This window comes from Actinophytocola xinjiangensis (genome assembly GCF_001921215.1).
Taxonomy (GTDB): domain Bacteria; phylum Actinomycetota; class Actinomycetes; order Mycobacteriales; family Pseudonocardiaceae; genus Actinophytocola; species Actinophytocola xinjiangensis.
The window spans coordinates 107,682-121,042 of sequence record NZ_MSIF01000012.1; the positions used below are offsets into that span (position 1 = coordinate 107,682).

At 72.1% G+C, this 13,361-nt stretch carries 16 protein-coding genes; 10 read left to right on the forward strand and 6 right to left on the reverse strand.

Annotation, left to right across the window (positions count from 1 at the left end):
- Position 1: 1 nt before the first annotated feature.
- Positions 2-2,218 (reverse strand): RNA degradosome polyphosphate kinase, encoded by a 2,217-nt coding sequence (locus BLA60_RS23490; RefSeq protein ID WP_084735209.1) that lies wholly within the window; start codon positions 2,216-2,218, stop codon positions 2-4.
- A gap of 33 nt (positions 2,219-2,251) precedes the next feature.
- A complete protein-coding gene (gene cofC, locus BLA60_RS23495; RefSeq protein WP_425427082.1) occupies positions 2,252-2,899 on the reverse strand; it encodes a 2-phospho-L-lactate guanylyltransferase in 648 nt (215 codons plus the stop codon).
- 122 nt (positions 2,900-3,021) lie between these two features.
- On the opposite strand from cofC, the gene BLA60_RS23500 reads away from it, so the two are divergent.
- The 3 genes from BLA60_RS23500 (at position 3,022) to BLA60_RS23510 (ending at position 5,323) form a co-directional block, all read left to right on the forward strand.
- Positions 3,022-3,699 carry a lysophospholipid acyltransferase family protein gene (locus BLA60_RS23500; protein WP_075135262.1) on the forward strand — a complete coding sequence of 226 codons (678 nt, stop codon included), beginning with the start codon at positions 3,022-3,024 and terminating at the stop codon, positions 3,697-3,699.
- Between the two features lie 3 nt (positions 3,700-3,702).
- On the forward strand, positions 3,703-4,704 hold the full coding sequence (locus BLA60_RS23505; protein ID WP_075135128.1) for an NAD(P)H-dependent glycerol-3-phosphate dehydrogenase: 1,002 nt from the start codon (positions 3,703-3,705) through the stop codon (positions 4,702-4,704).
- A 172-nt stretch (positions 4,705-4,876) separates the two neighbouring features.
- Entirely contained in the window at positions 4,877-5,323 is a 447-nt protein-coding gene (locus BLA60_RS23510) for a cysteine dioxygenase (RefSeq protein WP_075135129.1), read from the forward strand.
- Here the strand turns inward: BLA60_RS23510 and BLA60_RS23515 are convergent.
- Entirely contained in the window at positions 5,293-5,976 is a 684-nt protein-coding gene (locus tag BLA60_RS23515; protein WP_075135130.1) for a pyridoxamine 5'-phosphate oxidase family protein, read from the reverse strand. The two genes, BLA60_RS23510 and BLA60_RS23515, sit on opposite strands and share 31 nt — an antisense overlap.
- 70 nt (positions 5,977-6,046) lie before the next feature.
- Between BLA60_RS23515 and pdxR the strand changes: the two genes are divergently transcribed.
- From pdxR to BLA60_RS23530, 3 genes are read left to right on the forward strand one after another with little or no spacing between them, the layout of a single operon-like run.
- Positions 6,047-7,468 (forward strand): MocR-like pyridoxine biosynthesis transcription factor PdxR, encoded by a 1,422-nt coding sequence (gene pdxR, locus BLA60_RS23520; RefSeq protein ID WP_075135131.1) that lies wholly within the window; start codon positions 6,047-6,049, stop codon positions 7,466-7,468.
- A 24-nt stretch (positions 7,469-7,492) separates the two neighbouring features.
- A complete protein-coding gene (locus tag BLA60_RS23525) occupies positions 7,493-8,590 on the forward strand; it encodes a D-alanine--D-alanine ligase family protein (RefSeq protein WP_075135132.1) in 1,098 nt (365 codons plus the stop codon).
- Between the two features lie 2 nt (positions 8,591-8,592).
- Positions 8,593-9,225, forward strand: coding sequence for an AAA family ATPase (locus tag BLA60_RS23530; protein WP_075135133.1), 633 nt, complete (start codon positions 8,593-8,595; stop codon positions 9,223-9,225).
- 4 nt (positions 9,226-9,229) lie between these two features.
- Here BLA60_RS23530 and BLA60_RS23535 read toward each other — a convergent pair whose 3' ends face one another.
- Positions 9,230-9,832 carry a DUF3515 domain-containing protein gene (locus tag BLA60_RS23535; RefSeq protein ID WP_075135134.1) on the reverse strand — a complete coding sequence of 201 codons (603 nt, stop codon included), beginning with the start codon at positions 9,830-9,832 and terminating at the stop codon, positions 9,230-9,232.
- A 20-nt stretch (positions 9,833-9,852) separates the two neighbouring features.
- The gene (locus tag BLA60_RS23540; protein WP_075135135.1) at positions 9,853-10,086 is read right to left on the reverse strand and encodes an Lrp/AsnC ligand binding domain-containing protein; all 234 of its coding nucleotides are present in this window, start codon (positions 10,084-10,086) and stop codon (positions 9,853-9,855) included.
- A 103-nt stretch (positions 10,087-10,189) separates the two neighbouring features.
- Here BLA60_RS23540 and BLA60_RS23545 point away from each other — a divergent pair, with 103 nt between their 5' ends.
- The 4 genes from BLA60_RS23545 to BLA60_RS23560 are packed head-to-tail and all read left to right on the forward strand — an operon-like array spanning position 10,190 to position 12,892.
- A complete protein-coding gene (locus BLA60_RS23545) occupies positions 10,190-11,152 on the forward strand; it encodes a thiamine-phosphate kinase (RefSeq protein WP_154814536.1) in 963 nt (320 codons plus the stop codon).
- A gap of 47 nt (positions 11,153-11,199) precedes the next feature.
- The gene (locus BLA60_RS23550; protein WP_075135137.1) at positions 11,200-11,688 is read left to right on the forward strand and encodes a GNAT family N-acetyltransferase; all 489 of its coding nucleotides are present in this window, start codon (positions 11,200-11,202) and stop codon (positions 11,686-11,688) included.
- Positions 11,670-12,191, forward strand: coding sequence for a gamma carbonic anhydrase family protein (locus BLA60_RS23555; protein WP_075135138.1), 522 nt, complete (start codon positions 11,670-11,672; stop codon positions 12,189-12,191). Before BLA60_RS23550 ends, BLA60_RS23555 begins: the two co-directional genes overlap by 19 nt.
- Before the next feature lie 23 nt (positions 12,192-12,214).
- A complete protein-coding gene (locus tag BLA60_RS23560) occupies positions 12,215-12,892 on the forward strand; it encodes a uracil-DNA glycosylase (RefSeq protein ID WP_075135139.1) in 678 nt (225 codons plus the stop codon).
- A 276-nt stretch (positions 12,893-13,168) separates the two neighbouring features.
- Here BLA60_RS23560 and rpmB read toward each other — a convergent pair whose 3' ends face one another.
- Positions 13,169-13,360 (reverse strand): 50S ribosomal protein L28, encoded by a 192-nt coding sequence (gene rpmB, locus BLA60_RS23565; protein ID WP_075135140.1) that lies wholly within the window; start codon positions 13,358-13,360, stop codon positions 13,169-13,171.
- Position 13,361: the final 1 nt, after the last annotated feature.

The following is a 13,361-nucleotide window of genomic DNA, read 5'->3' on the forward strand; positions in this document are numbered from 1 at the left end:
ACTATCCCTGGGACAGGTGCCGGGACAGTAGTTGGGCCTGGTGGTCCCTGACCGAGGAACCGTCCGCCGGGGACGCGGTCCAGTCCCCGTCGTGCTCGAGCACCCAGCACCGGGTGGAGGGGTCGAGCGCGGAGGTGAACATCGCGTCCAGCTGCGCGGTGAGCCGGGGATCGGTGATTCTGACCTGCACCTCGACCCGGCGGTCCAGATTGCGGTGCATGAGGTCGGCACTGCCGATCCAGTGCTCGTCCGAACCGACGAAATGGAACACCCTGGAGTGCTCCAGGAACCGTCCGAGAATGGAACGCACCCGGATGTTCTCCGAGAGCCCGGCGATTCCCGGCTTCAACGCGCAGATCCCCCGAACCACGATGTCCACCTCCACCCCGGCCTGCGACGCCCGGTACAGCGCGTCCACGACCTGCTCGTCGACCAGGGAGTTGATTTTGATCCGCACCCCCGCCGGCCGCCCGGCGCGCAGGTGCTCGATCTCCCGGTGGATCAGCTCGACGATCCCGCGCCGGATCCCGTACGGCGCCACCAGAAGGCTGCGGTACTCGTCCTGGCGGGCGTAGCCGGTCAGCACGTTGAACAGGTCGGTGAGGTCCGCGCCGATCGACGGCTCGGCGGTGAGCAGGCCGATGTCCTCGTAGAGCCGGGCGGTCTTCGGGTTGTAGTTGCCGGTGCCGATGTGGCAGTAGCGGCGGATGACCGAGCCCTCCTGGCGCACCACGAGCGCGGTCTTGCAGTGCGTCTTGAGCCCGACCATCCCGTACACCACGTGCACGCCGGCCTTCTCCAGCTTGCGTGCCCACTTGATGTTGGCCTGCTCGTCGAAGCGCGCCTTGATCTCCACCAGTGCCACGACCTGCTTGCCGGCCTCGGCGGCGTCGATCAGCGCGTCGACGATCGGCGAGTCACCGGAGGTGCGGTAGAGCGTCTGCTTGATGGCCAGCACCTTCGGGTCGTTGGCGGCCTGCTCGATGAACCGCTGCACGCTGGTCGAGAACGAGTCGTACGGGTGGTGCACCAGCACGTCGCCCTCGTCGCGCAGCGCGGCGAACACGCTCTTGGGCGACTCGCGTTCGCCGAAGGCGGGATGGGTGGCCGGCACGAACGGCGGGTCCTTGAGCTCCACCCGGTCCACGCCGTAGAGCTGCCACAGGCACACCAGGTCGAGCAGTCCCGGCACCACGACCACGTCGTGCGGGTCGACCTCCAGTTCGCGCAGCAACAGTTCGAGCATGTGCTCGCTCATGTCGTCGGCGACCTCCAGCCGCACCGGCGGCCCGAAGCGACGCTGCGCCAGTTCCCGTTCCAGCGCCTTGAGCAGGTCCTCGTCCTGGTCCTCCTCGACCTCCAGGTCGGCGTTGCGGGTGACCCGGAACGCGTGCACCTCGGTGACCTGCATTCCGGTGAACAGGTCGCCCAGGTGCGCGGCGATCAGCTCCTCCAGCGGAAGGAACGTGGTGTCGTGGGCGTCGCGGGCGCGGTCGACCGGAACGAGGCGGGACACGTTGTCCGGCACCTTGACCCTGGCGAAGCGTTCGCCGCCGCCGGCCGGGTCCCGCACGGTCACCGCGAGGTTGAGCGACAGACCGGAGATGTAGGGGAAGGGGTGGGACGGGTCGACCGCGAGCGGCGTGAGCACCGGGAAGATCTGCTCGCGGAAGTAGCGGGTGAGCCGTTCGTGCTGCTCCTCGGTCAGTTCGGCCCAGCCGGCGACCCGGATCCCGCGCTCGGCCAGCGTCGGGCGCAGCCGCATCTCCCAGGCGGCGGCGTGCTGTTCGGCCAGTTCCTGGTTGCGTTTGGCGATGTAGGACAGCTGCTCGCGAGGGGTGAGACCGTCGGCGCTGCGCACGGTCAGCCCGGTCTCCTCGCGGCGCTTGAGCCCGGCGACCCGCACCATGTAGAACTCGTCCAGATTGGACGCGAAGATCGACAGGAACTTGGCCCGCTCGAGCAGCGGCTGGGAGGCGTCCTCGGCCAGCGCCAGCACCCGGGCATTGAAGTCCAACCAGGACAGTTCACGGTTGAGGTAGCGGTCGTCGGGCAGGTCGGGCGGCTCGTTCTGGCTGACCTGCGGGGTGACCGCCGGCGGCGCGGAGGGCACGCCCCGTGGCTCGGGGGCGGTGACGGCGGGTGGCGCGGTCGGGGCGCCGGACGCGGTCGCGCCGGCGGTGTCGGAGGTGGTGGTCGGGGTGCTCGGCTGCTCCATGCTCTCCGTGCTCACACCCCCATTGTCCAGCAATCACGGGCCGGCGGTCGATCGTTTCGCCAGGGCATACGCGGTGCGCTGGCCCAGCCCGAGAGCGGTCGCCTCGGCGAGATCCGCCGCGGTGTCCACGTCACAGCGCAGCGTGGCGAGTCCGGCGCGCACCGCGACCGCGCCACTGGCCAGATGTGCGTGCGCGGACCCGGTGCCGAAGCGCGGGTCCAGCGGTGCGCCGGGCGCGGAGAGCAGCAGCGTGGTCCCGGTCGTCTGCCGGTCGGCGCAGAACGCCCGCCGCCCACCGGCCTCGGTGATGGCGGCGGTGAGATCCTCCGGGCGCAGCGCCGGCAGGTCGGCCTGCAACGCGCCGACCACACCGCCGGGATCGTCGGCGCGCACCAGGTCGGCGCCGTGCTGGAGGGCCGCGTTGAGGCCGGGCAGGCCGCCCTCGTCGACCGGTTCCACGCCGGTTCCGGCCAGTTCCGCGGCGATCTCCTTGGCGACCCGGGTGTCCTCACACACCACCAGCACCCGCCGCACGCCCCGCGCCGAGGCGGCCGCGGCCACCGTGTCCAGCAACAACGCGAGCACCACCTCGGCGTGCGGGCCACCGATCGCGCCCCGCAGCCGGGTCTTCGCGCGGTCCAGCCGTTTGATCGGCACCACCAGGTCAACTCCCTGCTCCACGAAGCACATGGTGGCGCAGGTGCGAGTGCCACCTCACGACCGGGGCATACTCACGTCATCCGACGACGAAGTGAGGAGCGCACGTGCCGGCACGAATCGAGAAGAGCGGCTTCTGGGTCACGATGACCGCGTTGATCTTCTACCCGCTCTCCTGGATCGGCAAGACGCTGCCGCAGGGCAGGGAGCGCCTGCGCCGCGAGGGCGGCATGCTGCTGGTGATGAACCACGTCTCGCACCTGGACCCGCCGGTCGACGCGGTGTTCGTGCACCGGCAGGGCCGGGTACCCCGGTTCCTGGCCAAGGAGAGCCTGTTCAACACACCGGTGTTCAAGCACATGATCGGCGGTGCGGGCAGCATCCCGGTGACGCGGCGGTCCTCCGGCGCCTCGGAGAGCCTGCACCACGCCAACGACGCGTTGCGCGAGGGCAAACTGGTGGTGATCTACCCGGAGGGCACGATCACCAAGGACCCCACCGGCTGGCCGATGCGGGCGCGGACCGGGGTGGCGCGGATCGCGCTGGACAACGACGTTCCGGTGATCCCGGCGGCCCGCTGGGGCACCAACCACATCTTCGACGGGTACACGAAGAAGTTCCGGCCGTTCCCGCGCAAGAAGGTGCACATCAAGGTGGGCGAGCCGGTCGACCTGTCGGCCTACCGGGGCCAGCCCATCACCACCGACCTGTTGCGCGAGGTGACCGACCTGCTGATGGTCCAGGTGCGGGACCTGCTGGCCGAGATCCGGCAGGAGCAGGCGCCGGAGGAGTTCTTCGTGCCCGGCCGCAAGCGCGCGGACTGACCCATGGGACCGATCGCCGTGTTCGGTGCCGGGTCGTGGGGCACCACGTTCGCGAAGGTGCTCGCCGACGCGGGCAGCGAGGTGACGTTGTGGGCGCGCCGGGCCTCGGTCGCCGAGTCGATCACGACCAGCCGGACCAACCCCGACTACCTGCCGGGGGTGGAGCTGCCGGCCACCCTGAAGTCCACTTCGGATCCCCGGGTGGCGTTGGCGGGGGCGTCGGCGGTGGTCCTGGCGGTGCCCAGCCAGAGCCTGCGGCACAACCTGACCGCGTGGCGGGGCCTGATCGACCCGTCGGTGACGCTGATCTCGCTGGCCAAGGGCGTGGAGCTGGGCACGCTGGCGCGGATGTCGCAGGTGGTCGTCGAGGTGTTGGGGGTGCCGGAGAACCAGGTCGCGGTGGTGTCCGGACCCAACCTGGCCAAGGAGATCGCCGCCGAGCAGCCCACCGCGGCGGTGATCGCCTGTACCGACCACGACCGGGCCGTGCGGGTGCAGCAGGCGTGCACCACCGGCTACTTCCGCCCGTACACCATCACCGACGTGGTCGGCGCGGAGCTGGGTGGGGCGTGCAAGAACGTGATCGCGTTGTCCTGCGGCATGGCCGGCGGGCTCGGTTTCGGTGACAACACGCTGGCCACGCTGATCACCCGTGGGCTGGCCGAGACCGCGCGGCTGGGGGTGGCGCTGGGCGCGGACCCGATGACCTTCGCCGGCCTGGCCGGTCTCGGTGACCTGGTGGCGACCTGTTCGTCGCCGCTGTCGCGCAACCGGACCTTCGGCGAGCGGCTGGGCCGGGGCGAGACCGTGCGCCAGGCCCAGGACGCCGCGCACGGGCAGGTCGCCGAGGGCGTCAAGTCCTGCTCGTCGATCCGGGACCTGGCGATGCGCCACGGGGTGGAGATGCCGATCACCGAGGTCGTGCACCGCGTCTGCCACGACGGGTTCGACCCGAGGGAGATGGCCGCCGACCTCATCGGTCGCAAGACCAAGCCGGAACGCTGAGCCCCCGGTCATCCCACTGGGTGGACCGCCTTGACCACCGGGCGGTCCACTGGTGTCCTGGGTGTCGTGTCCACCAGCGTGCGCTTCTGCCGAGTCGCCAGCGCGCTGTGTCCTTCCCACTGATCGAGCCGCCGCCCACCGCAGCCTCGCCAGGGAAGGTCCAGGGAGACCCATGTTCGCCGTGCCGGACAACACCATCGCCTCCGCCGCCGTCGCCCCGACGGTGCACCCCGCACTGATCGCCCGGCAGTTCGCCGCCGACCGCCGCCGGTGGGCGCACCTGCTGCGCTACGACCCCGACGAGCGTTACGTCGCCCTCGTGCACCGCGTGCCCGGCCAGGAGGTCTGGCTGATGAGCTGGCTGCCCGGCCAGGGCGCCCTGCCGCACGACCACGGGGCGAGCACCGGCGCGTTCACCGTGGTGTCCGGCGAGCTGACCGAGCACGTGCTGCGCGACGGCTCGACGCGGCGGCTGGTGGCCGGGCAGTCGCGGGTGTTCGCGCCCGGCTACGTCCACCGGGTGCGCAACGACGGCCCCGACCCGGCGGTGAGCCTGCACGTCTACCGCGCCGAGCGGACCGTGCGTGACTACCCGGTGGCGCTGTCGCGGGTGTCCTGATCGGGCGCCGGCCGGCCGGTCACGTGCGCGGGCACGGCGACGCCATCGGGCAGCAGCGGGCAGTCCCGCGGGGTGCCCCAGGACCGGTGCAGCGGCAGCCACCCGGCCCAGGTCGGGCGGTCGAGGTCCTCGGGCTCGTCGCCGGGCGGGCCGGTGCGGATCTTCACGGCGGCCTCGGTCAGGTCCAGCGCGAGGACGGCCGTGGCGGCCAGTTCACGCTGGTTGGGTTCGCGCGCGTAGTCCCAGGAGCCGGGCGCCAGGTGCTCGGTGATGACCCGCAGCGCGGCGAGTTTCTCCTCGCGGCCGGTCACCGGCTCGGCCTGGCCGTGGACGACCGCCGAGCGGTAGTTGGCGGAGAAGTGGAACACCGCGCGGCTGTAGACGATCCCGTCGAGCAGGGTGACGTTGACGCAGATCTCGGCCCCGGCCCCGGCCGCGCGCAGGCTCGCCGCGCCGGTGGAGCCGTGCAGGTAGAGGGTGTCGCCGTGGCGCCCGTACCCGGTCGGCAGGACGACCGGGGCACCGTCGGCGACGAACGCGAGGTGGCAGATCAGCCCGGCGTCCAGGACGGCGTGCAGTGCGTCGCGGTCGGTGACGGCCCGCTTGCGGCCTCGGTGGATGGTGCTGCGTTCGGTGGGAGACAGTTCACTCACCTGACCAGCATCGCCGCCGTAGTGGCATCCTTGAAGGGCCACAGGTAGTCGTTTTTGGAAGGCCACTTTCATGCCGGAGACACCCGTCCTGCCGGTGACGCTCGACCGCGCGTCACCCACGCCGCTGGCCGTCCAGCTCGCCGAGCAGCTGCGCGCCGCCGCCGGCGACGGCCGGCTGCGCAGCGGTGACCGGCTGCCCTCGACCCGCGCGTTGGCCGGCGAGCTGGGCGTGAGCCGGACGGTGACCGCCGCCGCCTACGAACAGCTGCACGCCGAGGGCTGGATCGCCGGCCGGCACGGCTCGGGCACCTACGTGACCACCGAGCCGCCCGGCACGCGCGGCCCGTCGACCGGGCCCGTGCGCCACACCACCGCCGACGAGTCGGCCGTCGACCTGACCCCCGGCTCGCCGTGGGCCGGCGGCATCGACCAGGCCGCCTGGCGGCGCGCGTGGCGGGCCGCCGCGCACGTGCCGCCGATGGTGCGCCCCACCCGCGCCGGCCTGCCCGCCTACCGCGCCACGGTGGCCGAGCACCTGCTGCGCCACCGCGGCCTGCGCGTGGGAACCCTGTCCGGCCTCCTGACCGGCACCCTGTCCGGCCGGGACGGGCACGAGGCCGTCCTGGCGACCTCGGGCACCAGCTACGCGGCCGCCGAACTGGCCAACGCCGTGCTCCAGCCCGGCGACGTGGTCGCCGTCGAGGAACCCGGCTACCAGCGGGCCGTCGGCGCGCTGCGCGGCGCCGGGCTGACCGTCGTGCCGGCGCCGGTGGACGCCGACGGCCTGGTGATCGACTCGGTGCCGGCGACCGCCCGCGCGGTCTACTGCTCGCCGGCCCACCAGTACCCGCTGGGCGGCCGGATGTCGGCCGCGCGGCGGGTGGCGCTGGTGGAGAGCGCGCGCGAACGCGGCTGGCTGGTCATCGAGGACGACTACGACGGCGAGCTGCGCTACGACGTCGCCCCGCTGCCGCTGCTGGCCGCGCTGGCCCCGGACGTCGTCGTGCATCTGGGCACCACCAGCAAGATCCTCACCCCGACGCTGGGCATCGGCTGGATGGTCGCCCCGCCCCGGGTCGTCAGCGCGGTCCTGGCCCACCGCGACCGCACCGGCTCCGGGCCGGCGCCGGCCGGCCAGCTCGTGGTGGTCGAGTTCGCCCGCAACGGCGACCTCGGCCGGCACCTGCGGCGGCTGCGCCGCGAGCTGTCCGAGCGCCGCTCGCTGGTGGTGGACACGTTGGTGCGCGGCGGGGTCAGGGTGCTCGGCGACGAGGCGGGGGCGCACGTCGTGGTGCCGGTGTCCAGCGCCGAGGCCGAGCGTGAGCTGGTCCGCCGGGCACTGGGCCGGCGGCTGCTGCTCGACGGCCTTGCCCGCCACCACGTGGGCCGCGCGCGGTGGTTCGGCATCGCCCTGGGCTACGCCGCGTGCTCGCGCGAGGAACTGCACGACGCGCTGCCGGTGCTGGTGGAACTGGTGCGCGGCGGTGGCTGAGGAGGCCGGGTAGGGTCGGGCGCCATGGCCAGCCAAGAGCGTATCCGCGTGGCAGTCGTGTTCGGTGGACGCAGCAGCGAGCACGGGGTGTCCTGTGTGTCCGCGGCGAGCGTGCTCGCCAACCTCGACACCTCCCGTTTCGAGGTCCTGCCGGTGGGCATCACCGAGCGGGGCGCCTGGGTGCTCGGCCCCGCCGATCCCGCGCGGCTGGAGATCGCCGACCGCACGCTGCCGACGGTCAGCGGCGGCACCGTGCTGACCCTGCCGGCCGACCCGACGACCACCAGCCTGGTGGTGCTCGAACGGGGTCGCGAGGGCGAAGTTTTGTCCACAGTGGACGTCGTGTTCCCGGTGCTGCACGGCGCCTACGGCGAGGACGGCACCATCCAGGGCCTGCTGGAGATGGTCGGCCTGCCCTACGTCGGCGCCGGGGTGCTCGCCAGCTCCGTGGCCATGGACAAGGAGTTCACCAAGAAGCTGCTCGTCGCCGAGGGGCTGCCGGTCGGCCCCTACGAGGTCCTGCGCCGGGGCGAGGCGACCCTGAGCCAGGCCCAGCGCGACCGGCTCGGCCTGCCGGTGTTCGTCAAACCGGCGCGCGCCGGCTCGTCCACCGGCATCACCCGGGTCGCCGACTGGTCCGAACTGGACGGTGCGGTGGCCGCCGCGCGGGCCATCGACCCCAAGGTGCTCGTCGAGGCCGCGATCGTCGGCCGCGAGGTCGAGTGCGGGGTGCTGGAGTTCCCCGACGGGCGGGTCGAGGCCTCGCTGCCGGCCGAGATCCGGATCAGCGCCGACGGGCCCGAGTGGTACGACTTCGAGGCCAAGTACCTCGACGACGTGAGCGAACTGGACATCCCGGCCAAACTCGACGACGACGTGGTCGAGCGGCTGCGCGCGATGGCCGTCACCGCCTTCCACGCCCTGGAGGGCCAGGGCCTGGCCAGGGTCGACTTCTTCGTCACCGACGACGGCACGCCGATCATCAACGAGCTCAACACCATGCCCGGCTTCACCCCCACCTCCGCCTACCCCAAGATGTGGGCGGTCACCGGCCTCGACTACCCGACCCTGCTGTCCACATTGGTCGACACGGCCCTCGCCAGGGGCACCGGACTGCGCTGACCATGCTGCTGTGGATCAACGGCCCGTTCGGCGGCGGCAAGACCCAGACCGCGTACGAACTGAACCGCCGGTTACCCGGCAGCGTCGTCTGCGATCCCGAACGCGTCGGCTTCGGCCTGCACCGGATGATGCCCCGGGCCCTGCGCGGTGACTTCCAGGACCTCCCCGCCTGGCGACAAGGGGTCTTCGAGGTGCTGGACCTGGTGCTGGCGCACCACCGTGGTCCGGTGATCGCACCGATGACGCTGGTCGAGCCGGCCTACTTCGCCGACATCGTCGGCCGGCTACGGGAACGGGGCCACGACGTGCGGCACTTCGCGCTGCTGGCCACCCGCGAGACCGTGCTGCGCCGGCTGCGCGAACGCGGCCTCGGTCACCTGCTGGCCGCCGTCGGTCACGCCGACGTGGCGCTGCGGCGGGAGAGTTTCGCCGTGGCCAACCTCGACCGGTGTCTGCGACGGCTGGCCGAGCCGGAGTTCGCCGAACACCTGTGGACCGACGACCAGACCGTGCCGCGCGTGGCGGAGCGGATCGCCGCCTCGGCCGGGCTCACCCTGGCGCCCAACACCGACTCCGCGCTGCGCGGACGGCTGCGCCGGGCGGGCGTCGGCCTGCGGCACATCAGGCTGGGGTGAGCGGCTACCGGACCTCGACCGGAGTGGCGGCCAGGGTCGCGGCGATGGTGGCCGACAGCTGCTGCAGGGAGCCGGTTCCGGTCTCCGGCGGCAACGTCACCGCCGCGTACACCGGCCGGTCCACCACGTAGCTGGTCCGCGCGCCCGCCGGGTCGACCACGGTCAGCCACTGGACGCCGTCGATCACCGTCAGGTCCGAGACCGGGTTCAGCTCCGCCGGCCGGGACAGCCCGCAGCGCAGCACCACCGGCTCGCCCCGGTCGGTGCCCCAGGCGGCGGTGGCCGGCGGGGCCGGTTCGGCGATCGGGAGCCGGCGCAACGGGTCACCGGTGTCGGGCAGTTCCTCGGGCAGCGCGGCGGTCAGCGCCGCGCACTCGGCCGAACCGGCCGACGGGGCGTCCACCGGCACCAACGGAACCGGACCGGTGCGCGCGGGCCCGGTCGTGGCGGTCGTGGCATCATCCGCACCGTCATTCGCACGGCCGGTGCCCGTACCGTCACCCTCGCCACCGAGGACCTGGCTCAGTACGACCACACCGACCAACAACAGACCGACCAGCCCCGCCGCGACCCACAGCGCGACCGGCGAAGGTTGCTTGTCCGACACGGCCCCAACTAGAGCAGGTCCTAGAGATGCACCACCGGGCAGGTCAGTGTTCGGGTGATCCCGTCCACGTTCTGGATGCGGGCCACCACCAGTTGGCCGAGGAGGTCGACGTTCTCCGCCTCGGCGCGAACTATCACGTCGTAGGGGCCCGTGACATCCTCGGCCGTGGTCACCCCGGCGATCTCCGCGATCTTGGCGGCGACCGCGGCGGCCTGACCGACTTCCGTTTGGATCAGGATGTACGCGTGGACCACGGCGCGCCCCTTCGTGTCGAACAGTCCTCAAGAGGTAGGAACGTGAGCAGCAAAAGATACCGCAGTTCTCGATCGTTTGGGGATCCGACTATCGGAGGTGGTCGTGCCAGAGAGCGATGAACCGCGGGAGACCGTGGGGGACGTCGGCGAGTTCGGGCTGATTCGCAGGGTCACGGCGGGCCGTCGCCAGCCGGCGACGACCCTGCTCGGGCCCGGCGACGACGCCGCCGTGGTGGCCGCGCCGGACGGGCGGGTGGTCACCACGACCGACGTCCTCGTCGAGGGCGTGCACTTCCGGATGGACTGGTCGACGCCGGAACACGTTGGGCGCAAAGCGATCGCGGTCAACGTGTCGGACATCGCCGCGATGGGCGCCGTGCCCACCGGACTGCTCGTCGGCGTCGCCTGCCCGAGGACCACCCCCGCCGAGGTGATCGAGGGCATGGTGTCGGGCATGTGGCAGGAGGCGGCCCGCGCCGGCGCGGGGATCGTCGGGGGTGATGTGGTCGCCGCCGAACAGATCGTGATCTCGGTCACCGCCCTGGGAGATCTCGAAGGTCGCGCCCCGATCACGCGTGGCGGAGCCCTGCCCGGCGACGTCGTCGCGGTGTGCGGTCGCCTCGGCTGGTCGGCCGCCGGACTGGCCGTTCTCGGCCGGGGATTCCGCTCGCCGGTGTCGGTCGTCGGCGCCTACCGCTCGCCCGAACCGCCCTACCCGGCCGGCCCGCAGGCCGCGCAGGCCGGCGCCACCTCGATGATCGACCTGTCCGACGGGCTGCTCGCCGACCTCGCGCACGTGGCGACCGCGTCCAGTGTGGCCATCGACGTGCAGACCTCGCAGGTACTGGTGCACCAGCGGCTGGTGGAGGTCGCCTCCGCGCTCGGCGCCGACGCCCGGCACTGGGTGCTCACCGGCGGCGAGGACCACGCGCTGGCGGCGACCTTCTCCGACCCGGCCGCCGTGCCGCAGGGTTGGGCCGTGATCGGCACCGTGCGCCGGGGCGGCGGCGTCACGGTCGACGGCCGCGAGTACGAGAAACCGCCGGGGTGGCAGCACTGGCGGTGACCCAGGCCGCATGGCGTCCCGGCGGTCCGCGCGGGCAGGATCGGGGAGTGCGCATCGATGTCATCCCCTACGACCACCCGGACGCGGTCGCACTGATCGCCGAGGTGCAGCAGGAGTACGTCGTCCGGTACGGCGAGATCGACCACACCCCGGTCGACCCGGCCCAGTTCGCCCCGCCGGAGGGCCTGTTCCTGGTCGGCTACCACGACGGAGCCCCGGTCGCCTGCGGCGGCTGGCGGGTGTACGGCGAGGACGCGGCGGAGCTGAAACGGATGTACGTCCGCCCCGCCGGGCGCGGCCTCGGCCTGGCCAGGGCGATGCTCGCCGAACTGGAACGCACCGCGGCCGCCGCCGGCCGGCGGCGGATCGTGCTGGAGACCGGCTTACGTCAGCCGGAGGCGATCGCGCTGTACCGCTCGTCCGGGTACGCGGAGGTGCCCCGGTTCGGCTACTACGCCGACCAGCCGACCGCCGTGCACCTGGGAAGGATGCTCGCCGAGAACGCCGAGGAGCCCGTGTGCCCGTCTACGCGCTAGGAGACCACGAACCGTCCATCCACCCGGACGCCTACGTCCACCCCGACGCGGTGGTGATCGGCAACGTCCACCTGGCGGCCGGGGCGTCGGTGTGGCCGACGGCCGTGCTGCGCGGCGACTCCGGCGGGATCTGGGTGGGGGAGCGGACCAACGTCCAGGACGGCACCATCGTCCACTGCACCGAGTGGCACCCGACCAGGATCGGCGCCGACTCCGCCGTCGGCCACAACGCCCACATCGAGGGCGCCACGATCGGCACGGGGTGCCTGGTGGCGTCCGGCTCGGTGCTGCTCAACGGATCGGTGCTGGAGGACGGCGCGGTCCTCGGGGCCGGGGCGGTCATGTCGTTCAACGGCCACATTCCCGCCCGCCGCATGGCACTCGGTGTGCCCGCGCGGTTGCGCGAGGCCTACGAGGTGCCCGAGGAGATGGTGACCGGCATCGTCACCAACTACGTGGCGCGCATCGCCACGTACCGTAAGGGTCTGCGCCGGCTGTCCTGAGCCACCCGATAGGGTCTGCTGCCGTGACGGCACGACCCCTGTCCGAAATAGTCGAACCCGGTTGGGCCACGGCCCTTGCCCCGGTCGAGGACCGCATCGCCGCGATGGGCGAGTTCCTCCGCGCCGAGATCGCCGCCGGGCGGAAATACCTGCCCGCCGGTGAGCACGTGCTGCGCGCGTTCCAACAACCGTTCGCGGACGTCCGCGTCCTGATCGTCGGCCAGGACCCGTACCCCACGCCAGGACATCCGATCGGACTGTGCTTCTCGGTGGCGCCGGACGTTCGCCCGCTGCCCAAGAGCCTGGTGAACATCTACCAGGAGTACGGCGAGGACCTGGGGCACCCCCGGCCCACCAACGGCGACCTGTCCCGGTGGACCGAGAACGGTGTGCTGCTGCTGAACAGGGCACTGACCGTCGAGCCCGGCCGGCCCAACTCCCACCAGGGCAAGGGGTGGGAGGAGGTCACCGAGCAGGCGATCCGGGCGCTGGCGGCGCGCGGCGGGCCGCTGGTGGCGATCCTGTGGGGACGCAACGCGCGGAACCTGAAGCCGCTGCTGGATCCGGTGCCGTGTATCGAGTCGGCGCATCCGAGCCCGTTGTCGGCCCGGTCGGGGTTCTTCGGGTCCCGGCCGTTCTCCCGGGCCAACGAACTGCTGGAGAAGCAGGGAGCCTCCCCTGTGGACTGGAAGCTGCCCTAGTTCCCGACAACCATCCACAGCCCCGGCCTTCGTCGCCAAGAACTGTCGGTACCGCGCGATAGACTGGAAAACGGGGGGATCCCCACGGCCCTGACCAGGCAAAACCCTGGAAAAGTCGACGTGGGGGTCGGGGTCACGAGGTGCTGGGACAGGGCTGGTGGGCCGCGCGGTTCGAGCCCGCCGCGGCGAACCCGGCCTCGGTCGAGGAGTCTCCTGGGCGGGCGGCAAATAAAAAAGGCCGGACTCCTGAGGAGTCCGGCCTTTCACGTCTCGATCTCAGCCGCGAGTAACCTTGCCGGCCTTCAGGCAAGAGGTGCACACGTTCAGCCGCTTACGCTGCGAGATGCCGATCCTCGCGCGCACGCTCTGAATGTTCGGGTTCCACCGGCGACTCGTGCGCCGGTGCGAGTGCGAGACCGACTTGCCGAAGCCTGGCCCCTTGCCACAGACGTCGCAGACGGCAGCCACG